21 protein-coding genes are annotated in these 20,112 nt (G+C 66.1%); 3 read left to right on the top strand and 18 right to left on the bottom strand.

Annotated features, from left to right (window positions below; all coding sequences use genetic code 11):
• Positions 1–24: 24 nt before the first annotated feature.
• From L0984_RS25585 to L0984_RS25575, 3 genes are all read left to right on the top strand, one after another.
• A complete protein-coding gene (locus L0984_RS25585; RefSeq protein ID WP_234197157.1) occupies positions 25–1,212 on the top strand; it encodes a restriction endonuclease in 1,188 nt (395 codons plus the stop codon).
• A 98-nt stretch (positions 1,213–1,310) separates the two neighbouring features.
• Positions 1,311–1,601 (top strand): hypothetical protein, encoded by a 291-nt coding sequence (locus L0984_RS25580; protein WP_234197156.1) that lies wholly within the window; start codon positions 1,311–1,313, stop codon positions 1,599–1,601.
• A 34-nt stretch (positions 1,602–1,635) separates the two neighbouring features.
• Positions 1,636–1,869 (top strand): hypothetical protein, encoded by a 234-nt coding sequence (locus L0984_RS25575; protein WP_234197154.1) that lies wholly within the window; start codon positions 1,636–1,638, stop codon positions 1,867–1,869.
• 615 nt (positions 1,870–2,484) lie between these two features.
• Here L0984_RS25575 and L0984_RS25570 read toward each other — a convergent pair.
• From L0984_RS25570 to L0984_RS25485, 18 genes are all read right to left on the bottom strand, one after another.
• A complete protein-coding gene (locus tag L0984_RS25570; protein WP_234197153.1) occupies positions 2,485–2,754 on the bottom strand; it encodes a hypothetical protein in 270 nt (89 codons plus the stop codon).
• Complete coding sequence (locus tag L0984_RS25565) at positions 2,751–3,107, bottom strand: hypothetical protein (protein WP_234197152.1); 357 nt, start codon at positions 3,105–3,107, stop codon at positions 2,751–2,753. Before L0984_RS25565 ends, L0984_RS25570 begins: the two co-directional genes overlap by 4 nt.
• Entirely contained in the window at positions 3,104–3,289 is a 186-nt protein-coding gene (locus L0984_RS25560) for a hypothetical protein (RefSeq protein ID WP_234197151.1), read from the bottom strand. Before L0984_RS25560 ends, L0984_RS25565 begins: the two co-directional genes overlap by 4 nt.
• The gene (locus L0984_RS25555) at positions 3,286–3,891 is read right to left on the bottom strand and encodes a hypothetical protein (protein ID WP_234197150.1); all 606 of its coding nucleotides are present in this window, start codon (positions 3,889–3,891) and stop codon (positions 3,286–3,288) included. Before L0984_RS25555 ends, L0984_RS25560 begins: the two co-directional genes overlap by 4 nt.
• A complete protein-coding gene (locus L0984_RS25550; RefSeq protein WP_234197149.1) occupies positions 3,891–4,943 on the bottom strand; it encodes a hypothetical protein in 1,053 nt (350 codons plus the stop codon). The genes L0984_RS25555 and L0984_RS25550 overlap by 1 nt, the downstream gene beginning before the upstream one ends.
• A 23-nt stretch (positions 4,944–4,966) precedes the next feature.
• Positions 4,967–5,569 (bottom strand): glycoside hydrolase family 19 protein, encoded by a 603-nt coding sequence (locus L0984_RS25545; protein WP_234197148.1) that lies wholly within the window; start codon positions 5,567–5,569, stop codon positions 4,967–4,969.
• Positions 5,566–5,874, bottom strand: a complete 309-nt coding sequence (locus L0984_RS25540; protein ID WP_234197147.1) for a hypothetical protein — start codon at positions 5,872–5,874, stop codon at positions 5,566–5,568. The genes L0984_RS25545 and L0984_RS25540 overlap by 4 nt, the downstream gene beginning before the upstream one ends.
• Positions 5,871–6,260 carry a hypothetical protein gene (locus L0984_RS25535; protein WP_234197145.1) on the bottom strand — a complete coding sequence of 130 codons (390 nt, stop codon included), beginning with the start codon at positions 6,258–6,260 and terminating at the stop codon, positions 5,871–5,873. Before L0984_RS25535 ends, L0984_RS25540 begins: the two co-directional genes overlap by 4 nt.
• Before the next feature lie 31 nt (positions 6,261–6,291).
• A complete protein-coding gene (locus tag L0984_RS25530) occupies positions 6,292–6,516 on the bottom strand; it encodes a hypothetical protein (protein ID WP_234197144.1) in 225 nt (74 codons plus the stop codon).
• A 2-nt stretch (positions 6,517–6,518) separates the two neighbouring features.
• Positions 6,519–8,384 (bottom strand): hypothetical protein, encoded by a 1,866-nt coding sequence (locus tag L0984_RS25525; RefSeq protein ID WP_234197143.1) that lies wholly within the window; start codon positions 8,382–8,384, stop codon positions 6,519–6,521.
• Positions 8,385–8,397: 13 nt separating this feature from the next.
• Positions 8,398–8,820 carry a hypothetical protein gene (locus tag L0984_RS25520; RefSeq protein ID WP_234197142.1) on the bottom strand — a complete coding sequence of 141 codons (423 nt, stop codon included), beginning with the start codon at positions 8,818–8,820 and terminating at the stop codon, positions 8,398–8,400.
• A complete protein-coding gene (locus L0984_RS25515) occupies positions 8,817–10,184 on the bottom strand; it encodes a family 16 glycoside hydrolase (protein WP_234197141.1) in 1,368 nt (455 codons plus the stop codon). Before L0984_RS25515 ends, L0984_RS25520 begins: the two co-directional genes overlap by 4 nt.
• A 1-nt stretch (position 10,185) precedes the next feature.
• Complete coding sequence (locus tag L0984_RS25510) at positions 10,186–11,400, bottom strand: hypothetical protein (RefSeq protein ID WP_234197140.1); 1,215 nt, start codon at positions 11,398–11,400, stop codon at positions 10,186–10,188.
• 9 nt (positions 11,401–11,409) lie between these two features.
• Entirely contained in the window at positions 11,410–13,032 is a 1,623-nt protein-coding gene (locus L0984_RS25505; protein WP_234197139.1) for a hypothetical protein, read from the bottom strand.
• A gap of 4 nt (positions 13,033–13,036) precedes the next feature.
• On the bottom strand, positions 13,037–15,079 hold the full coding sequence (locus tag L0984_RS25500; protein ID WP_234197138.1) for a hypothetical protein: 2,043 nt from the start codon (positions 15,077–15,079) through the stop codon (positions 13,037–13,039).
• Between the two features lie 5 nt (positions 15,080–15,084).
• Positions 15,085–15,495 (bottom strand): hypothetical protein, encoded by a 411-nt coding sequence (locus L0984_RS25495; RefSeq protein WP_234197137.1) that lies wholly within the window; start codon positions 15,493–15,495, stop codon positions 15,085–15,087.
• Positions 15,492–19,271 carry a tape measure protein gene (locus L0984_RS25490; protein ID WP_234197136.1) on the bottom strand — a complete coding sequence of 1,260 codons (3,780 nt, stop codon included), beginning with the start codon at positions 19,269–19,271 and terminating at the stop codon, positions 15,492–15,494. The genes L0984_RS25495 and L0984_RS25490 overlap by 4 nt, the downstream gene beginning before the upstream one ends.
• Before the next feature lie 76 nt (positions 19,272–19,347).
• Positions 19,348–20,112 carry a hypothetical protein gene (locus L0984_RS25485; RefSeq protein WP_234197134.1) on the bottom strand — a complete coding sequence of 255 codons (765 nt, stop codon included), beginning with the start codon at positions 20,110–20,112 and terminating at the stop codon, positions 19,348–19,350.

The following is a 20,112-nucleotide window of genomic DNA, read 5'->3' as shown; positions in this document are numbered from 1 at the left end:
GTGGAGCAACTGCTATCGTGCAGCATGACCACCACTCGCACCATCGGACCGCTGCACTTTGAAGACCTAGACCCGAAAAGATTCGAGGACCTAGTGCGACAGTTGGCCTACCAGTTCAAGCCTTGGCGGAGGCTTGAAGCTACCGGCCGATCCGGCAGCGATGATGGATTTGACGCGCGAGGCTATGAAATTTTTAGTCTGGGGGAGCAACAAAATTCCCCAATCGGCGAAGGCGCAAGCCTCGAAGAGCAGGTGTCCCTAGAAGAGGGTTTGAATGACAGGCTTTGGCTCATACAGTGTAAACGCGAGCGCGCAATTGGGCCCAAGGCATTAGTCAAGTATTTAGATGACACTGTGCTCGGACCTTTTGAGCGTCTGCACGGACTCGTGTTCACCGCGGCTTGCGATTTTTCAAAGGCGGCTCGCGACGCCTTTGCGGATAAGTGCCGAGACATGGGTCTGGGAGAGTGGCACTTATGGGGGAAGGCTGAGCTGGAAGACAGACTCTTTCGCCCTGAGAACGACCACCTCTTGTTTGCCTATTTCGGGGTTTCCTTGACTATCCGCAGGCGCTCACAACGGACTGAGCTACGAGCCCGCTTGGCGATGAAAAGGAAGGCGTACAGGGCGTTGAACGACGTTCTAGAAACACCGATTCTGCTCCGCTCGCCTGAGGCCTTGGCGTACCCTGACACTGGCGACCTTGCCAGTTTCAAGAAGAACCCCCTGTGGATGATGTGGCCCTACCGTGGCATCTCACATGCTGGCCTCAAGTTCTGCGTGCAGCGCAACTTTGCCTTCCTCTCCGATGACGGCCGCTCGTGGGACGCCGCAATGGCGGTGAACGAGGTTAGAAGCAGGACACATGAGGACCCTTGGATGGGCGTAGAGCAAGACGGCAAACATCGGCAAGCCATCTATGAATTTTGGTGCAATATTCCGGAGGCAAATAGGGCATGGCTAGAACTCATTGGACTTGTGTCATTCGACGACATCTTAGATATCGACGAGCTCGGCGACGAGTACGTGCAGACACCTCATGTATACGCGCTGTTCGAGGCAGGAACGGACGGTCCATTTGCAGGCTATACCGCGGAGATCGCGACGGTCAGTCAATGGAGCCCCCGCTCCTTCTATGCGACCACAAGAACAGACGGCCGCATCAAATACTTTCCGGCTGAGTTTCGCGAGCCCAACGACGGGCAGCAATAATAGGAGGAGCCAGCCTACTGCGCCCTTCGCAAATTTGCGGTTGACCGTATCGGCGGGCACACGCCCAGCGCATCACGATCCCGTCTGATTGGAGTCAAATGCCCCGTTCTGCTCACCTCATCGACGCACCGTCCGGGACACCGGCGGACATCCAGCGCCACGCGGAGGGTCGCTTCCTGCGCGAGCTGGAGCGCCTCCTCGGCGATGATCTAGCACCTGCCCTACGTGCCTTCGAGGCCGCCCAAGCCAGCAGCGCGGAAGATCTAAGCAAGGACGAGATCCGGCTGGCCAGCCGATGGGGGAACGCGTACGACAAGGCGCGACAAGCAGGCATGCGCGACCTCGGAGCCATTGGCGAGGCCTACTTCGCCGTGCGACTTGACACCTGACCGCGGCGCACCTACTTTCTTAGCAGGAGCACGCATGCAGCTACAGAACACAGGCATCCTGCAGAGCCTCGACGCCGCGCTGATTGACTCGGGACGCCGCGCCCTCCCGCCAGCCGAAGAAGGCAGCCCCGAGCGAGTCGCCGTGCAAGTTACATCGCTGCTGATCGGAAGGGTGTGGATCACCTATCGCCTGACCAGGGGAAGTTTGCACGGCAATCCCGTCTGGCTCTGGCAGCCGATCTACGCAGAGCTTGGGGCGGATCGCTGACAGCCCTTTTTCTACCGCACGAATTCAGCGACGCTGCTAGTCAGGTCGCCCGCTCTTCACGCGCGTCAAGGGCTGCGTGCACAGCCCGCCAATGCCACACCTCATTCCCACCGCGCTTGCCTTTCCAGAGTTCGAAGGTGACGCTTACCAGTCCATGACTCTGGGTTCGCACCCAGATAGCCACAGGCGTGGGCTGCCCTGAACCGGGATATGGAAGCAGCCTTCCTGCGCTGACGACAGCGTCGGCGGAAAGGCTCCGCAGGATTCCCTCGTCGGTCATCTATCTTCACCTGTCGAAACCGGTTCTAGCCGGAACCGCTTTCGCACGACCTTCGCAGCGCTCTGGAGCGCGTAGACGTCAGGGTCAGGGACCTCAAAGCTGGGCTGAACCAGCCAATCCCCAGAACCGTCTGGGCACCTCAGGACCGCGAACGCCGCGTAGGCAGCCATGTCGTCGCGCTTCCGCCTCCTCACCTCCGTGCGCACAAGCTCGACCAAATCTTTGGCTGGCAGGGTCGGAAGAGACGACGGGGGCGAGACCATCCATGCATTGTCCTACATCGGACCGGCGAGCACCGCCGGCAATGAGATCGCGCCGGCGGCAGCTGCGGTGCTTCAATGGGCGCCTGCGGCCTCCGTGCATGCACTCAGCGCGGCGACGAGTTCGGCTTCATAGCCCTCCCGCAGCAACAATTCAGCCTGTGCCGCGGCGACCCAGCGATCAACGTCGACGCCCACGCGCAGCGATTCCGTGGGCATGGCGGGCCGCTCCGGCTCTTTCGCGCGGCACTCGACCGGCACAGGCACATTGACGCGCACCGGTGCGCCGGCCACGCATCCCGCCAGCAGGGCCGCAGACAGACCAAGGGCCGCGGTTCGCCTCATGGCGCTGCCCTCCCCCGCGTCCAGCTGTCGACTCGCGCCTGTGCACTCGCGCAGACGTCGCCCGGCACGCTCGCTGGCGTCGACAGGATGAGCTGCGCCATGGCCTCCTGCTGCCGGCGCCGCTGCGCCGCAGTGTCCTGCGCCGCCTTCGCGCGCCGGCCGCGCTCGTCGGCCAGGTCGCGGAGGTCGGCGACCCCATCGCTGCAGGCCGATGCATCGGCTCGCGCCGAGTCGCGTTCTCCCGTGGTGCGCGTAGCCGCGTCCCGCGCATGCAGCCAGGCCGCGCCCAGGCCCGCATTCGCCGCCAGGCTGACCACTAGGGCCAGGGCCAGCACGTGTAGTCCGGAGATCATGGCGAGCCAAGCTCGCTAGGCAAAGGATCGTCTGCCGCTGCACCTGGCAGCATCGGTACATCGTCGCCCGGCTCGTAGACGGTGTAGGTGATGCCGTTGCAACGAATCTCGATGCAGTTCTCGGGGTAGGGCTCGGACGGGCGAAGCACCCCGTCCACTTCGATTGCAGGGATGACGATCATTTGTGAAGCGTGGCCGAATAGCCCGTGATGGTGAGAGAAGTGGCGGTTGAGCCGGGGATTGCGATGATCTCCATCGTGAATGCCGCCGAGGTGTCTAGTGCGCGATCCGACGCACGCACCGCCTGCACAAGGGCATCGCCACGGGAATTGAGACCAAGATGACGCTGATCGCTCGCGCTGATGTTTCGCATCGTGTGGCGATAGCTGAGTTCAGCGGAGGGATTCGCCGTGGACGTCAGCGACATCACCGTAATGCCGCCGATCTTCGTGCCGATGATTGTCGTAGCGCCTCCGTTGGTGGCCATCGTGCATTGGAATTCAAGCTCGATGCGGCCCGTTGCTCCCATTACGCCGCCCGGAACATTGAAGGACGCCAATGAAGTCTGGGCGGTGGTCCCGGTCAGGCTCAGAATGGTCCCGGCTTGTGCCAACCGAACCGATCCCCCGACCGGGTTCCATTGGGTGCCGCTCCAGATAAAAGGTTGGTTCCAGTCTGTGATTAGAACCTGCGTGCCCACCGCCAGGCCCGCCGTCGAAAGGGCAAAAAGCGCTGCCCAGGTCATCGCGCCCAGGTAGGGCGGTTGGTTTCGGATGAGTCGCATCAGCTGATCTCCGACATACGGGCGGTGCCGGTGGCACTGCTCCACAAGCCGCAAATGGGGCCTTGGTAGTCACCCGGGCCGATGATGAGCGTGTCCCCCGGATTGACGGTCAAGGTGTAGTTGGTGGTCGTAGCGCCAGAGGTAGCGAACAGCAGGTAAAGCAGTGCGGTGCTGTCGTTCGTGATGATCAGCCCAAGGCGTGAGGCGTTCAGCGGGCGGATGGTCACGCTCGTTGCAGAGCCGGCTACCGTGTAGCTGGAGGCAACCTGGGAAGCAGCGGGCACGGTGCTCAACGCGGCAGACGAGCCGCGGAAACCCAGGGCCGTGGGCAACCGGCCCGCGATCAGGTTCAGCAGGGACGACAGCCGCTTCATGAACGACATGTGCGTGCCGTCGACGCCATCGCCCGTGGCGCCGACATCGTTCTGCTTGCCGAACGCGGTAGCTAGTGCATCGTCCGACGCAACCGTCATGCTGAGGGAAGCAGCTGCCGTCTGCACCCCCCGCGCTGCCGGCAGCACACCGAGCAAGGTCAGCAGCCGCACAGCAACCGTCCCCAAGGTGGTTTCCGTCGCAGCGCCCGCCGGCAGCGGCAGCGCGGCGGCGCTCACCGGTTGAGTGACGCCCGACCCGTCGACCGGCGTCCGGCCGCCGGCGACCAACGCCGGCACCTTGGCGCTCAGCGCTGCCAGCGTTGCCTCGCTCGCCCGGGTGCCGAGCGTCGCCTCCGTCGCTCCACCCGTGGAGCTCCCGCCGCCGGCTGCAGCGAGGTCCAGGTACTCGACGCCAAGCGGGGCCCTGGTCTCACCGCGGCGCCCCACCCGCATCGACACCGGGCCTTCGACCAGAAGCCGCGGCACATTCGCGCTCAGCCCCGCCACGGTGGCCCAATCGCCACTCTCGCGCGCGAACTGGACGTCGACGTAGCCGGCCGCCGGCAACGTCTCACCGTCGCCGCGAACGAGCACCAGCTCGATGCGTGCACCTTTCGCCAAGGCCAAGGGTGGGCTCCATGCGACGTTGGTGGCGGGGGCCAGGATCTGGATAGTCATGATGGTTCCTTTCGACTGAAGGTTCAAAGGGAGCGGGCCAGCACGCGGTACGCGCGATCCGTCAGCATCCGGCGCTCGGCCAGCTTGAGGCGGGCTGCTCCGTTGATGCGGCCCGTCACGGTGTAGACATCGCCGGCCTCGGCCGCCGGCAGGCAGGCCTTGTATTCGGCGAAGAACCAGCAGGCGGTGAGCGCCGCGTGGAAGGGCTCGCACACCAGCTGCGGCCGCTCGACGTAGTCATAGCCCAAGGCCTTGCCTGCAGCGACATAGGCATCGCGCCAGGTCAACTGGATCAGCCCCCGCCCATGGAAGCCCTGGTACCGCAACTGGCTGAGGGCCGAGGGGTTGCGGAGGTACTGCTCGGCGCGGTACCCGCCCTTCACGAAGAGGCTGGGATACACGGCACGCAATCGATCCGCCGTCGTGTAGTACAGGTCTTCCTCGACGCTGGCCAGCGGGCCGGCCTTGCCTTCAGACTCGATGCCCACCTGGCCCAAGAACACAGAGATGGCCCGCGGGGAGGCGATGCCGAAGCGGGTCATGCCGTCAGCGAGATGAGGGGCAAAGCGAGCCGCATTCGCGGCCGTAGCGCCGGTGCAGGCGGCGAGGTTCAGTGCATCGATCATTGGTGCTCCAGAGGTGCGAGGTCGGTGGCGACGGCTGGCGTTCGGTCTCCCGCCCAGGCGCGGCCGCTGGCCAGGAGGCCGAGCAGAATGGCGGCCGCCACGGCGATGGAGTCCCACCACGGCCAGCGTCCGTACATGGGGGAGAGACCCGAGGCGAAGGCCGCCCCGATGTAGCCCGCGTATTCGGCGCGCACCATCCAGCGCGCACCCCACATCGCGTTCAATCGGCAAATGCTGATGCCGACGATGGCCGCGCACACGGCCAGGTTGGCCAGGGCGAACAGGTACGTTGCGGACGGCATCATTGCGGGCCTCCTTTCGGGCCGCCGCGCAAGAGGTCGAGCAACCCCAGGCATGCCCGAAGAACACGGTTGAGAACGGACGGCCATCGGTCGCCCACGAACCCCACCATCAGCGCGATAGGCGCGAGGAGCAGCCGCTCGTTCAGGTCGGGGTAGTAGGTGCTGGCCCACGCGGCCAAGCCGGCCGTGAGCAACACGGCCAGCCCGCACACGCGCGTGAAGAACCAAACCGCAGCTCCGCGCGATGTGCGCTCGCGCCTTGCCACGGCGAAGCTGGCTCCAATCGAGGCGGCCGCGAGGATCACGATGTAGGGCCCGACCACTGCGGCGACCTCATCGCTGAAGACCAGTGCGGCCAGGAACACGCAGAGCCCGACGATGTCGGTCACCGAGGTCTGTTGAGAGACAGGGGGCATTGCGTCAGACCTCCAGCACCACGATGGGCAAGGCCGGCGCCTCGCTCTCGATCAGCCCGTCGCGCACGAAGACGGACTGCCCTTCCGTGGCGACGCCTCTGGCGATCAGGACACCGCCGCCAGGAAGCTCCAGCGTGACGCGGCCCTCGGCGACGACCTGCACCGTCGCCACCTGTAGCGGCGGATCCGGAAGCACCTCGGCCAGGGCGCGAAAAATGTTGCGGGGCAAGGTCAGTCCTCCAAGTGGGTTTCGAGAGTGATCGACTGGCGCAGCCGGGGGCGCCGCCAATCGAGTGACATGGACCGCACCAGGCCCAATCGCTCCTGGCCGGCATCCACATAGCGCACCAGCTGATTCGGGAGGATCAGCCCGGTCTCCGGAAGGACCTGAAGCGAAAGCGTGACCAACGCCTGCGGCCCCGTGTCGGCCAGCACAGGCAGAGCCCTCTGGCGGGCGGCATCGGCATGCGTGATGAGCGAATGGGTCACCATGGGCGCCACATTGCTGCCCGCCGTCCCAGCCCTCGTCACTTGGCCCAGGACGCCCGCCGCGGTAGTGCCCGCAACGAATACCCGGTCGTAGTCGGCCTTCTGCTGCCACTCCACGCCTTCAACCTGCACAGCAGCAGCCGGCAGCTCGAAGTCGGGCGCAAGCTCTGACCAGGCCCACGGCGCTGCCGGATAGCGAGGCAGCACGCGCAACGTCTGCTCCGTACGGTGCGGCTGCACGATGGCGCCGGCGGCCTGGGCGATGTCGAGTACGCCCGCGATGTAGGTGCCCTGCAGTGACCAGGTGTCCGCCGGCACCAGCCAGTCGGTGCCGCCGAACTCGACCGCCCATCCGATGCCCACCCCGTTATCGCTGAGCACATGCCCGAGCAGCTGCTGGATGGTGAGCGCCGACGAAGCGACGTGGTTTCGAACGGGCGAGTAAGGCGCATCGAGGCGAGCCGCACGGCCGCGCCCGCTCACTCGGATCTGATCGCTGCCGAAGCGTCGCTCCCGGCCGCGTTGCTCGATGCACAGCCGGAACGCGGTTCCGTTGACCACCGCCAGCACGTCCAACGGCGCCCGAGGGTCGGCCGGCGTCACCACGGGCAGGTATCGACCCGGCACCTGCGCAGACCATTGCCAGTCCCACGAATCGGCGTCGAGGTTGAGGCCAAAGCCCGTCGCCGGGATGGGCTCGCTGGTATCCACCCGGGTGAGCACGATGCTGTTCTTCACGGCATAGATCCTTCGAATGGGCACAACCACCGTGCCCGCAGGTGGCTCCGGTGAGTGCCGCTCACAGATGAAGAGCAAGTCTGGCGATCCGGTCCAGGCTTCAGCGAACAGCAGCTCCGCAGACGGCAGGTAGCAGGGATCCTCAGGTTGCGGGCCCGGCCGGATCCAGATGCCGGCCGGCGGCCGTCGCGCATCTTGGAAGCGCCCCACAGCTCCGATCTGCAGCGGGTGCGCGGGACCGATGGGCGCGAGGAGCGAGACGGCGCGAGCGAGCGCAGGACCGGCAGTACTCCGCCAGCGTCCGCCCCGCTCATCCGCCCGCTGGAAACGAAAGTCGTGCTGCTCGCCTCGACCGAGTGCTCCCTGGAAGCGCGCAGACCGCCAGGCGGATGCGCCAAGGGCGCGCTGAAACCGCGAAGCCCCTCGACCACCGAGCGCGCTTGCCTGTCCCGCTCGAACGGTGGACAGATCGCCGGCGGACACTGCTGCCGCGAAGCGGCCAGACAGGCGACCTGACAGGGGCTGCGCCGCCTGGGAGAGATCCACCACGCCATGCAACTGCCTGCCTGACGGACCTGCCGCATCGCGCACGCCGTCAGCACGCTGGGCGGACTGCTGAAAGCGGACCGCCGACTTGCCGACCAGCGGCCGCTCCGTGTTGGAGAGATAGCGGACGCCCCCCGAAAGCGTCGGACGCAATGCGACCAGCGCACCGCCCACGGCATGCACCACCTGCACGCGCCCAGCAAGCGCGGGGAGCCTGAGCGCGATGAAGCCACCGACCGTCGCATCGCCACCCGGCGGGGCGCCGTCATCGCCGAAGACAAGCTGCCCGTCTGCTGCGGGCGCCTGCTGGAAGAGGAGGTCCACGGCTGCCACATCGTCACGCCATCAAGAGGTCAACGAGACGAACCAAAGCGCCCGCATAGAGCCGCGTCGGCAGCTCGGCAGACGCTCCCTGGATCTTGATCGGGCCAGCACCGCCAGGCCCCGTCACGTCAGCATCCCAGACCCAAACATTCGCGCCGGTCACGCAGCGGCCCCAAACGGCATCCCCTTGCGCCATCACCAACGCTCCCGACGCATCCGCCGGCACGTAGACCAGGTGATGGTCAACAAGGGATGTCGCCGGCTTGGCCAGAACGATGGTGGCCAGAGCGACAGCGGAGCCCGCAGCCGCACCAGGATCCGGTCGCGGCCCAGAGAACAGGGTGATGAAGGCGGAGGCACTGCCTGCATCCAGCAGCGACGCGATGCCCGCAAGGATCGCGTCGCTCACGTCGACGGAGAAGTCGAGCGCGCTCACGCCATCACCTCCGGCTGCAGGTTGTCTGCGACGACTGCACGAAAGTCGTGCTCGAAGTCATATGCAATGACGGTGTACGCCTCCCATTCTTCGACCCATAGGAACTCGTAGGCGCCCGTCACCGCATCGCTCCACGTCTCAGCCACGAGCAGGCCGTCGCGATCCCGAATCAGCCTGACGCGGCGACGCACCGGGACGTTGGTGGGATCGGCCTTGCGCTTGACGGTCCCACTGATCCGTCCTCGCGCTTCTGCCGAATAGAGGAAGTTCGGTCGCGCAGCGAGCGGCCTCGTGACGTCGAAGGCCGCGACTGAAGGCGCGTACGCCCCCAGCGGCAGAAACGGCGAGTCAGGCGGTGCCACAGGGCCGCCGATGGGGTTCAGCGCCAGGGAGTCCTGCGTGTACACCTTGCGAGCAACAAGGCTCTTGAAGTAGGCAGTGCTGTTGTAGACCCGCAGGCCGACTTCACCAGCTCCGAGGTATGTGCTGTCGGTTCCGGTGAGCCGCAGCGTACCGTTGACCCACACCGAGTATTGGTTTCCCACCCAGCGCACCCTCATGGTGTTGAGGTTGCCGACGTTCGCCCCGTGTGCGGCGCTCACCATCGGCGTGTAAGAGCCGCTGCCGCCGTTGTCGCCCCGAGCGATTGCCACCGCGGTCGCGTTCATGAACACGCCGTAGGCATAGGAGTCGTTTGCGTTGGACCAGCCTGCCGTGCGCAGGACGATCCCAGCCTCGCCTCCCGCCGGCACCAACTCGCACGTCAGGTCCACATCGGCGAAGCTGACATGCGGGGTGAAGCGGACCTTCACGTCCGTGCCTGACACCCCCAAGGCGAGCGTGTCACCTCCCCCGCTCATTCCGTAGGTGGGACTGCCCGTGCTGTAGGTCGTGCCATCGCTGGTTACACCGTCACTCCAGTCGCGGTCGACCATGGTTTCACCGGCCATCAACCGTGGGGCCGTGACGGTCATAGACGACGGCCCAGGCCACGCCACGCCCGGGAAGCCGTCCTCGTACAGCACCGACCAATCCGCGCCGTTGTCCGACCAGTCGATGAAGAACGAGAGCAGAAACGGCAGCTGCGAGGCCGTTGAGCCCAGACGCACGTCCGTTACGTTCTGGGGCGAGCCACCGAAATCCCACTGCAGAACCGCCGAGATGGGCAGCACGCAGGTTGTTGCGGTGCTCGCGTCCTTCAACGACGCCAGAGTCCCGCTCACAGGCGAGGCATCGGCCGTCAACACGGCAGATCCGTCAACCCGCGTGGCCCCGGCCAGCAGTTGAAACTCGGAGAGCGCGAAAACGCGCCCACCCTCATAGGTGGTGAATGTCCGGGCGCGCCAGTAGCGATGTGCGGCCATCTCAGCGCCACGGCCCCGTGATGTCGATCATCACCACACCCATGCCCCCGTTCACGTCTTGGGCACCATAGGTGTTGGAGACCGCCACGGACAAGAGCTTGCGCCCTGTCAAAGAGCCAGTGCCGGGAATCTTCGCCCGGTACCCCAGCGTCGCGTAGACACCCGCGTGGGGGACGTGGTAGATGCCGGGAATCGATGCGCGCGGGGCGTAGTCGCTGGTATTGCCGATGGCGTACTGCCGGAGATAGCGCTGGGAAAGCCGCATGCTGCCGTCAATGGGGCTTGGGAACGTCCCCAAAACCTGGTCAGCGCCAGAAGTCGCCCCCTCACTTCCGATGTACGCGCGGCTGTAGGCCTGCCAGGAGGAACCAAAGCCACTCCAACTCCGCGGCATGAACAGTCCTGCGCCGTCGCTGCTGCTGAACGTTCCGTAGTGGGGGTAGCTCTGCCAGGAGTCATCCGGGTTGCCAGAGATGGCGCAGCAGAAGACGTCACCACTCGGGCGCAGCGCCACCATGTCGCCGAATCCACGGACGCCGGCCGCGACGTATTGCGCATCGGACGGGCTGCTGCCCGTACGGGCGGCGAGCGCCATGAAGAACGCCCGCAAGTCCCCCCACAGGGTGTAGCGAACGGGATTACTGTTCGCAGAATAGGACTTGGCCCAGCGCAGGCCTCCAGAGACTTGGGAGTTGAGGGGGAACTGGCCGGTGCCGATGTCGATGCTCGACATGCTCTCGAATCCCACCGCTCGTGCCACCTGAGGGTCGGTGTCATCCACGCGCAGGACGCATCCCGTGGTCGCCGGATCGTTGGACTTGTATGCGGCCTTGTTTGTGTCCGCGTAAACCTTGCTCCAACCGAGCGGCGCAATCTTGAACGTGATGCTCCCGCTGGCCGCACCATCCGGAGCCGCGGTGGCGAAGGTCACGGTGCCGGCCGTCTTGCCCGTGACTCGCTGCTCGCCATTCAGCGCTGCGACGCTGCTTCCGGCGACCACGATCACAACATCGGCCTCCGCTGCCGTGCTGCCACTGAACGCCAGCGTTGCGACCCCGCCGCTGACAACCAGGCTCGTGGCGTTCATCAAGCCGAAACCCGTCACAAGGAAGGCATCGAGCAGCGCGATCAGCGAGCCCGCCTGCCCAGTGAGCACGGGCGCACCGGCCATGTCGCTGTGGACGAACTTAACCGAGGTGTCGACAACAGAGGTCATGGTGATAGATCAGAGAGGGTTGTCGATGCCGCCACGCACGAGCAGCTCGAAGGCGTAGTCCTCGCCCACGGCGGGACCTTGTTTGATCGTCCGGGCGAGCCAGATCGGCGCCATGGCGCCCACCGTGTTCTCCCTCACGATGTTTCCCGGCACCCATCCGCCACCCCAACCGGCCTCGGGGATCGTGAAGTAGGGCTGGCCGGTGCTCGGGTTCATCGGCGCAGTGGTGCTGTTGATGTTCCCGGTACCCACTTCGCCCACGTGCTCACCGATGATGCGGAAGGACGTGTTACTCGTGAAAAGCAGGACCCAGCGCTCGGTGACGGCTCCCGCGTTGGTCACCACGATGGGATGCTCGGCATGGTTGTAGGTGCCGGTCGCAGGGTTGCCCACGATGACATCCGAGAAGGTCACGCCATCCCAGTTGGCCTGGTCAAACACAACCGAGACGCGCGCGCGCATGTCCCCGAAGAGCAGCGCGCTCGACACGTAGGCGCCGAGCGGATACACGTGAGTCAGCGGCTGGGTGAAGGTGAGCGTCCCGTCGATCTGCGCGTCACGCACCTGCAGCATGTCTTCGATTCGGTGCTCGATGCGCACTGGCTGGCTGTAGCCGGAAACGTCGGTCCACGTCAGCACCCCGGCGTCCAAGTCAACCGAGTAGCCGGAGTTGATGGTCTGGCCATCGTTGCCGATCACTCGAACACGCGACAACCTGGTGCGCCCCACGTCGACCGTCCCACCGTTGACGGCATTGGCCGGAGCAGTGGTCGCCGCATGGCCCACGACGACGACGCCGCCGGCGCGGAAGATCGGCACACGCCCATCGGTGGGCAGCCGCACTGGGTCCATGCCGAGGATGCTCGGATCAATGGGCAGGTAGGCGTAGGCGACCGCGTTGTAGCGGAGCGTCTCCTGCTGGATCAGGTCAATGAAGGCCTCAGCAACCCCAGGAATGCCAAGAAAGGACAGATCGGCCTGCCCCTGGCCCGCCGCGCCCGTTGGAGACACGCCCACGAGCACCGCCACGCCCGTGTTGTAGTTGACGCGCCCTTTGATGCGGCTGCTGTTGATGTAGCCGTTCGCATCTGCGGTCACGTTGAACGTGGTCCCGTCCATCATGGTGCCCAGCACCGACATGCTGCCGGGACGCAAAGGCGCGGTTGGCACGCGGAAGGTCACCGCGTAGGTACTGAAAGGGCTATCGCTGCCGTTGACCGGAGCGCCTGCCACGCCTCGCCAGTCGGTGACCTGCGGGGCCGTTCCGCGCTGCCAGCTGTTGAGCACCACCTCGCCCTGCGCGGGTGTCATGGTGCCCACCGTGGTGCCGATGCCCGTGGCGGGCGATGGTGCGACCTGCACGCTGCCGTCGGCCTTGACCACGTAATCGCGGCCACCCTGCCGGAACCTTGCCCCCGAGAGGCTGAAGGCATTCGCGACGTTGGTCCGCAGATGCAGCGCGGTCATGTCGGCGGACAGGATGTCGCTGCCTGCAGCCGAGGTCGTGGCGTAACGGGCCTTCGCCGTCGCCCCGAAGCTGGCTCGCAGGACGGAGCCCAGGGCGACCATCGCCGAGGGAAGTTGCCGCGCCGTTGCTGCGCCGGCGGTGGGTCGAATGTCAATGAGCGCCATGGGATCAGCCTCCGACGTTCTGCCAGAGAGGAGGTGCACCATCCCAGTACTGGAAGGTGTGGAAGCCCGCGACCTGCTGCACAGCGGGCGCGGGGAGATCTGTGCTCGACGCGAGCGTGATACGCCCGGTGGCGTAGTTGATGGAGCCCACCGTCACCAGGTAGTCGCCGACATGGAGCTGCATCGCACCTGCGCCGTCGTCGGTGACAAGCCGCTCTGTCGTTTCCCACAACACGGCTGGGGTCACAAGGTAGGTGCCGGTGAGCGCGCAGGGGATGGTCAAGGCGACGGAGCCAGGCTCAACATCGCTCACGCCCAGTTCGATGATTCCGCCCGTGGCACTCACGTCTGCCTGGGTAACTGCCCGGGTTGCCAGCGTCGACTGGATCGGGGTGCCGGGCGCCGGCAGCTCGTTGGGCGTCAGGCGGTAGACGCCACGTGCGTAGTTCACACTGCCGGTGGCGTCACCGATCAGGCGGCCGGCGCCATCATCCGTCGCAACGCGGGTCGCTCCGTTGTCGTCCCAGGTGATGCTCAGTCCGTGCGGCTCGATGGCTTTCGGCCCCGGTTCGAGGCTTGACGCTCCGGCGGTGTTGAAGGGCCAGTACAGCTTCCCGTCGTTGTCGAGCTGCAGCGCATCGGTCCCGCGGCTCGCTGTCGGGTCGACCCAGGTGTAGATGATGGCGCTCCCCACGTCGGGCAAGGCCCCCAGCGTGACCGACACCGTACCCGTGGTGAAATTCAGGTTCCCCGCGCCGTAGCCCGACTCCTGGCCCCTCAGCGCGCCGTCTCCCTGCTCTCGCAACACGTACCAGCGGCCCTGCGACATGTAGCTGACCGCCAGCGTTCCGCGCTGCGGCGCCGGCTGGATCGTGCGGACGTAGTTCAGGGCGCGGTTTGCAGCAGTGACGACGAAGCCCTGGGACTGGTTCACTGCTGCGGGCGTTGCGCCCGGGTCGTAGACGATGGTGAACACCTGGGCAACAGTGCCGAAGACATTCGTCGTGAGCGCGCCTACGCCATTGTCGTAGTCGATGGTGCCCACCTGCGTGCCCGCGCTCATGAGGCGGCCGCCGCTGTCGGTGACGGTGACGCCGCCGGCCGAGATCGAGACGGTGCCGGGCGCGCTGGTTCCGCCAAAGAACAGGTTTTGCGTGGTCGTGAACAGCCCGTTGACCGTCTGCGTGATCGTCTGCCCGGAAGGAGCAGCGGCCGCCGAGGTCTGGTTCGTTCGCGCATCAGCGATAGGCGACTCGATCTGCGAACTCGGCACCAACTGCGCGAAGATGCTTTCGCACTTCAGGGAGTACTGCCCGACGGCTCCGGCCTCTTGGGAGACCGTGGATCCGTAGTAGCGGGCCGCGTCCGCCACCACAGTGCTGCTGATCTTGGTCGCCGCAGCCAAGGCGGCCTTCGTGATCTCAAACCGGCTCACGTCATGCCCGGGATAGTCGGCATCGAGCGTGCCCTGCAGCTTCAACGTCACCACATAGCGCGTGTACGTGCCGCGGTCGTCTTCGAAGGTCGTGAGGACGGCGCTGGCCTCCGTCACGCGGACGTACTGGGTGTGCTCATCGGGGTAGCCTTCGCGCTTCGTGAGCACCAGGGTGTCGCCGATGCCGGGCAACGCGTCGGTCTTCTGAAAGAGCAACAGCGTGGACTGCCCCGCGATGTGGTTGCCGAACAGATAGCCTTGGTACTGCGGCCCCGTGAACAGGTAGGCCTCCATGCGGGCGACCGCCGACTTGCGTGTGTCGAACAGGTCGCCCGTACTGAAAGCCGTGATAGAGATGTTCGGATCGCTGGGCTGCCGCGATACCACCGCATTGGCGCCCAGATAGTCCTCGGTGCCCGGGCTGTCCACATGCACCACCACCTTGCGAAGGTTCACACGGCCCAGGGCGCGGTCGGTTTCCGACACGTCGGGATAAACGGCATTGCTGGTGCCGTCTGGGATGACCACAGAGGTGGGAGCGCCGCCGCCTTCCGGCACGTCCTGCATCACCTGCGTGGCCTTGAGCTTGATGTCGCCTTGTTGGATGGTCATGGAAGTCAGACAGTGATGAGACGCAGGGTGACGAGGACGGGGTCTTCGTCCTGCGGGTCGGCGTAGAACACGACGGGCTCGGCGCCGACGGCGGGCTGCTCACCCTCAGCGGAGGGATGGCGGAAGCGCACCGCATAAGCTGCGCCGTTCCAGGTGAGAGTCATGGCTGCATCAGGAGCTTCGGCCGCCCATTGCCGCAGAGCGAGCGCCTGGCCGCGCGTCATCCACCCGCTGTCGGCGTCGAAGGGCGCCAGGGTGATCGGCCGTCCCGCAATCAACTCCGAGCTGTCGACCAGCAGCGCCCCGGTGAGGCTGCGATCCCGGCTCTCGATCACAGGCGACCAATCGAACTCGTCCGTCCACCGCAGGTCGGCGTCGAGCTCGACCGTGTCCGTTCCGTTGGAAAGCGTGATCATTGGGCGCGCCCCTTGTCCTGCTTGAGGGCCTCGATGAAGGCCTGGAAGGTGGCTGCGCCGGCCTCGTCGGTGTTGAGTGCCCCCATGCTGCTGCCGTTGAGGTTCAGATCCAGCCGCACGCTGCGTGTGCTCTGGGGTTGCGGAACGGTGGAGGGCTGCTGGGCCTGCTGGCCGGCGCCGCCGAATGTGTAGCGCTCGGCAGCGCGCAGCAGCGCTACGCTGAGGGTGTCCCCGCCGTACCGCTTCTGCCCGGGGTTGTTGAAGTACGGGATCTGCCCGCGGCCGTCTGCGAACTCCAGGGCGATCTTGCGGGCAGCGGCATCGTCAGCGACCCCGGCCGCCTTCAGGAAGGCGGCGATCCCGGTCAGCGTGGTCAGCTCACCGCCGGCCACGACGGTGTTGCCGTTCTTGTCGGTACTGAACCCGGCCTTGTCACGGCCGAGGCGCTTGTCTTCGAGTGCCTGCCGGCGCTCTTCCAGCTCCACCGCCTTTTCCTGCGCGCTGATCTGGCGTTCCAGAGCCTCGGTCCGGGCGTTCTCGCTGTTGGCCAGGGCGATCAGCTTGCCCGCCAGAATGTCGGCCTTCTGCGCCTCGATGTCCTTGAGGTCCGCAGAGCGACGCTGGGCGTCGAGCTGCGCCTTCTTCTCTGCCGTGAGCTGGCCTGTCGCGCGCAGCTCGGTCTCCTGAGCGTCGGCGACCGCGCGGATGTCTGCGGCCTCCTGTCTTGCCGCCGCTGCGGACTCGCGGGCGGCCCGGACCTGGGCCGCTGTTGCTGCCCCTCGCGCGGCTTCGGCTTCCTTGGCGTTTCCGCTCGCCTCGGCGACCTCCCGCTGCGCGTTGGCTCGCTCAACGTCCAGGCTGATCGCCGCCTGCGTGGTCTGGGCCATCTGCCGGTCCTGATCGAGCTGCCTTTGCGCAGCGGCGGTGGCATCGCTCAGAGCATCGCGGTACAGCGCTGTGGCCTTGGCTGCGGCGACGCGCGCGGCCGCCACCTGTTCACTCGTCGCACGCCCCTGCTTCTCCAACGCCACCAGGCGGTCGACTTCACGCGCGGCGTCGGCGGCGGCTCCGCGGTACTGGTAGACCTTCGCTGCGTTGTCCGCGTACGCAGCGGCGGACGCCTCCACCGCACCCACCTCGATCTTCTTGGCCTGCGCGACCGCCGCTGCTTGGTCTGCCTCAGCACGCTTCGCGCTGGCGGCCTGCTGCGCGCTCTGGATCTCCTTCTTGGTGGCCTCATCCACGGCCCCACGACGCTGCGCCTCCTCCTGCAGCTTCAAGGAATAGCTCTGGAGGATGATCGCCTCGACGTTCATCGCATCGGCCTTGTCCTTCAGCGACCGGGCCTGCATGTTGGTCGCCTCGACAGATGCAAGGCGCCGTTCCTGCTCCGTCCCGTAGATGCCCACCAAAGAGGTCAGGACCGACGCTTCCTTCTCCCGCGCATCGACGACCTTGGTTGCAAGCTCGGTGTATTGCTTGGCGCCCTTGATCGTCTCGGCGTAAGCAGCCCGCACCGCCAATGTGGACTGCACGTTGCGGGTCTGGGCGTCGGTGGCGTTGTCGACGGCTCGCACCTGCGCCTGGGTGGCAGTTGTCAGCGACTGCTGTGATCCTGCTGCCAGGCCAGCGGAGACCGCCGCCTTGTTCAGGTCGGAGTCGTATCTCGCGTAGAGGTCCGCGGCCGTCCCAAGCGCATAGTTGCCTGTGGCCACCTTGGCGGCGAATTCCCCGACCGCGGTACCGGCGACATCTGCCCACCCGACGACGCCGCGCAGGCCAAGCGCCATACCCGCGAGGACACGTGCAGAGGCGTCGGCCGCCTTGCTCTTGCCAACTTCGGCAGCGGTGTCGGCGATGACGTTCTTCAGCCGGGCCCATTCAGAGATGAGGTTCTCAGGCGGCCGCGCGTTGGCATAGAGGTCATTGAGCCCGACCGTCAGGGCGGGAAGCAAATCCCGCGCGAGAACCTGCCCGTTCTCGACCATTCCGATCAGCTGTTCGGTCGTGATTCCAGCGCCCTTCGCCGTCGCCTGCAGCGCCCCGGGCAGCGCCTCACCGAGCTGCCACCGCAGCTCTTCCATGGAAACGGTGCCCTTGCTGGCCATCTGAGAGATTGCGGTCAGCGCGCGATCCGTCTCCACGCTGCTCTTGCCCAGCATGCTCATGGCCCGCGCGGTGGCCTCGAAGACGGCCCGGGTCTGCTGGCCTTCCAGGGTGGTGCCGCGGGTGGCTGCAGCCAACGACTGGTAACTGCGGGCAAGCGTCTGACTCTCGATCCCGAGGCGGTTGGCCATCCCGCGGACGAAATCCATCTCCTCGGCGGCTCGCTTGGCGGATCCGAAGATCGCCTCGTAGGACAGGGAAAGCTGCTGAGACTCAGCGACCAGGCCGACGAACTGCTGTGCGCTGAAGGCGGATGCCATCAGCGGCAGCAGTGTCCGAACCGCGTCGCTCAGCACGTTGACCTTCGCCGCCGACTGATCTGCCGCTGCACCTGCAGCCGCTGCCGCATCGCGCTCGGCCTTGGCAGCCCTCAGCGCCTCTTCCGCCGCCGCGCGGCGCCGGTTGGCTGCCACGTCCATCTGCGCGGCCTCAACGCGCAGGGCTTCGGCCTTGAGTTCCGACAGGGCCAACTCTCGGGATTGCGCCTGTGTCAAAGGCCCGACAGAGGCAAGGGCTGTACGGCGAGCGTCTGCCGTGCGCTGGAGAGCATCGGCCTCCAACCGCTTCGCCTCAACAGCCAGGCGGCTGACGCGAAGCTCCTGATCAGCCACGGCCAGAGCTGCCCGATCCGCGGCTACCACGTCCTGCTGGGCCCGGGCGTTGTCCTGCTGTGCCAGAACGAGCTGCTTGTCCAGTTCCAACTGCCGGCGCTCGACGTCAAGGCTCGCGGTGCGCTCAGCGACCTCCTCGCGAATCGCCTGCGTGATGCGAGTGATGTGGTCCTGGAGGCTCCCCAGCGCTGCCTCTTCAGCCGCTGCAGCCTGTGCAGCCTTCTCCGTGGCCTCCGCCGTCTGTGTCAGCGACGCCGCGAGCGCAGGAATACCCCTGCGCGCCTCGGCCACTGCCGCGGCCAGGCCGCGCTCCGTGGCAGCAAGCTGATCGGTGCTGATGCCGACGCTGTCGAGCGTCGCGCGGGATCTGGCGAGCGCTTCGTTCTTGACGCCCAGCTCTGCGCTGAGCCGACGGGCGGCCTCGACCGACCTCTGGTACTCAGAGTTGGATGCTTTCTCTGCGGTGGCGGCGCGATCTGCCTGCTGCTCGGCAGCTTTCAGGGCGGTGCTCTTCTCTCCGTAGGCCCGATCCAGCTCCTTGATGGTCACCATCAGCTGCTTGCTGGCCTCCCGGTACTCATCGGTGCGCCGCGCTGCGCCGGTGTAACGCTCCCGCAGATCCTTGAGGGCCTGCTTCTGCTCGTCAAAGACGGCTTTAGCCTCCTCCACTGCCTGCTGGGCCTCTCGCTCGGCTCGGGCGAATCGCTCGCTGTCCTGGGCGGCCCGGGTCATGTCGGCCGCCAGACGGTCGACCTCAGCAGTGGCCGCATTCAGGTCGGCGCCAAGCCGTTGCGTCTCACGCCGAAGCTCTACGAACTTCGTGACGGCGTCCTGCTTTCCCGTTAGGCTCTCCAGGGCCAGCGCGGCGTCCTCCGCCTGCTTCTTCAGGTCGCCTTCCAGCGTTGCGCCGAGGTTGCGCAGCAGGTCGGCCAGACGCTTGACATCCGACTCGCCGCCAATGGCGGCTTCGATGTCGTACCTGATTTTCGGATCAGCCATGGGTGCAGTCGAGGTGTGGGATGCGCGCCGACAGACGGGCGATGTGCCGGCGCGCTTCAGCGGGAGTGCGTTGGGCCTACGCGGCGGCGTCGTCGAAGTCCATGACGTACGGCTCGGTCTTCCCGGCGGGGATCACGAGCGTCCCCTCCAGCTCCACGCCGTTGAAGTCGTCGGCGAGCAGATCCAGCTCCTTGGTCGAGCGCATGCTGGCCTCCCAGACCTGCACGCGAATGGGCTGGTCATCCACCAGGTTCACCCCCACGAAGCGGACCTGTGCCCGCACCTTGACCTGCGTGCCGCCGCGGATGCGCTGGCCGCTCACGGCATTTGCATTGCCGGTCACCTTGATCTGCTCGTTCGCCTCGATGTCGCCGCTGGCCAGGGCCTTGACCTCGCCGGTGGCGTAGTTCACTTCGTAGTCGGTGCCGAGCACGTACGTGGTGGTACCGCCTGCGTTCTTCACCGCGAAGCCCGTGTCCTGCAGATTCCGCTTCGACAGCGACACCCACTTGCCGAGCTTTGCGGTGATCGTCTCGTCGACAGCGCCGGCGCCCTGGGAGAAGGTCGAGAGCGTGCCCTGCAGCTGGATGGCGATGGACGCCTTGTCGGCGGCCGAGATCGTGATGGCGATCTTGGTCGGCTTTCCGATGGGCAGCGAGGCAATGGCCTGGCCATAGTTCTCGCGCCGCTTGGAGGTCTTCTCCTTGAGGTCCGAGTCGGGGGTGATGGCGAACTTGTCGGCGCCGATCTGGTCGCCCCAGCCCGAATAGGACTGCGTGGCGGGGTCGTAGATGTTGAGCTGGACGGCGCCGGCTCCGAGGATTGCCTGTGCATCAGCCAT

It is taken from the genome of Pseudacidovorax sp. NFM-22 (assembly GCF_021401245.1).
Taxonomy (GTDB): Bacteria; Pseudomonadota; Gammaproteobacteria; order Burkholderiales; family Burkholderiaceae_C; genus Xenophilus.
Note: the sequence above shows the minus strand (reverse complement) of the source record. Positions and strands in the feature narration are given on the sequence as shown.

Coding starts and splice junctions, on each gene's coding strand:
- L0984_RS25585 (WP_234197157.1), top strand. CDS start 25: ATGACCACCACTCGCACCATCGGACCGCTGCACTTTGAAGACCTAGAC.
- L0984_RS25580 (WP_234197156.1), top strand. CDS start 1,311: ATGCCCCGTTCTGCTCACCTCATCGACGCACCGTCCGGGACACCGGCG.
- L0984_RS25575 (WP_234197154.1), top strand. CDS start 1,636: ATGCAGCTACAGAACACAGGCATCCTGCAGAGCCTCGACGCCGCGCTG.
- L0984_RS25570 (WP_234197153.1), bottom strand. CDS start 2,754: ATGAGGCGAACCGCGGCCCTTGGTCTGTCTGCGGCCCTGCTGGCGGGA.
- L0984_RS25565 (WP_234197152.1), bottom strand. CDS start 3,107: ATGATCTCCGGACTACACGTGCTGGCCCTGGCCCTAGTGGTCAGCCTG.
- L0984_RS25560 (WP_234197151.1), bottom strand. CDS start 3,289: ATGATCGTCATCCCTGCAATCGAAGTGGACGGGGTGCTTCGCCCGTCC.
- L0984_RS25555 (WP_234197150.1), bottom strand. CDS start 3,891: ATGCGACTCATCCGAAACCAACCGCCCTACCTGGGCGCGATGACCTGG.
- L0984_RS25550 (WP_234197149.1), bottom strand. CDS start 4,943: ATGACTATCCAGATCCTGGCCCCCGCCACCAACGTCGCATGGAGCCCA.
- L0984_RS25545 (WP_234197148.1), bottom strand. CDS start 5,569: ATGATCGATGCACTGAACCTCGCCGCCTGCACCGGCGCTACGGCCGCG.
- L0984_RS25540 (WP_234197147.1), bottom strand. CDS start 5,874: ATGATGCCGTCCGCAACGTACCTGTTCGCCCTGGCCAACCTGGCCGTG.
- L0984_RS25515 (WP_234197141.1), bottom strand. CDS start 10,184: ATGGCCGCACATCGCTACTGGCGCGCCCGGACATTCACCACCTATGAG.
- L0984_RS25510 (WP_234197140.1), bottom strand. CDS start 11,400: ATGACCTCTGTTGTCGACACCTCGGTTAAGTTCGTCCACAGCGACATG.
- L0984_RS25505 (WP_234197139.1), bottom strand. CDS start 13,032: ATGGCGCTCATTGACATTCGACCCACCGCCGGCGCAGCAACGGCGCGG.
- L0984_RS25500 (WP_234197138.1), bottom strand. CDS start 15,079: ATGACCATCCAACAAGGCGACATCAAGCTCAAGGCCACGCAGGTGATG.
- L0984_RS25495 (WP_234197137.1), bottom strand. CDS start 15,495: ATGATCACGCTTTCCAACGGAACGGACACGGTCGAGCTCGACGCCGAC.
- L0984_RS25490 (WP_234197136.1), bottom strand. CDS start 19,271: ATGGCTGATCCGAAAATCAGGTACGACATCGAAGCCGCCATTGGCGGC.
- L0984_RS25485 (WP_234197134.1), bottom strand. CDS start 20,112: ATGGCTGATGCACAGGCAATCCTCGGAGCCGGCGCCGTCCAGCTCAAC.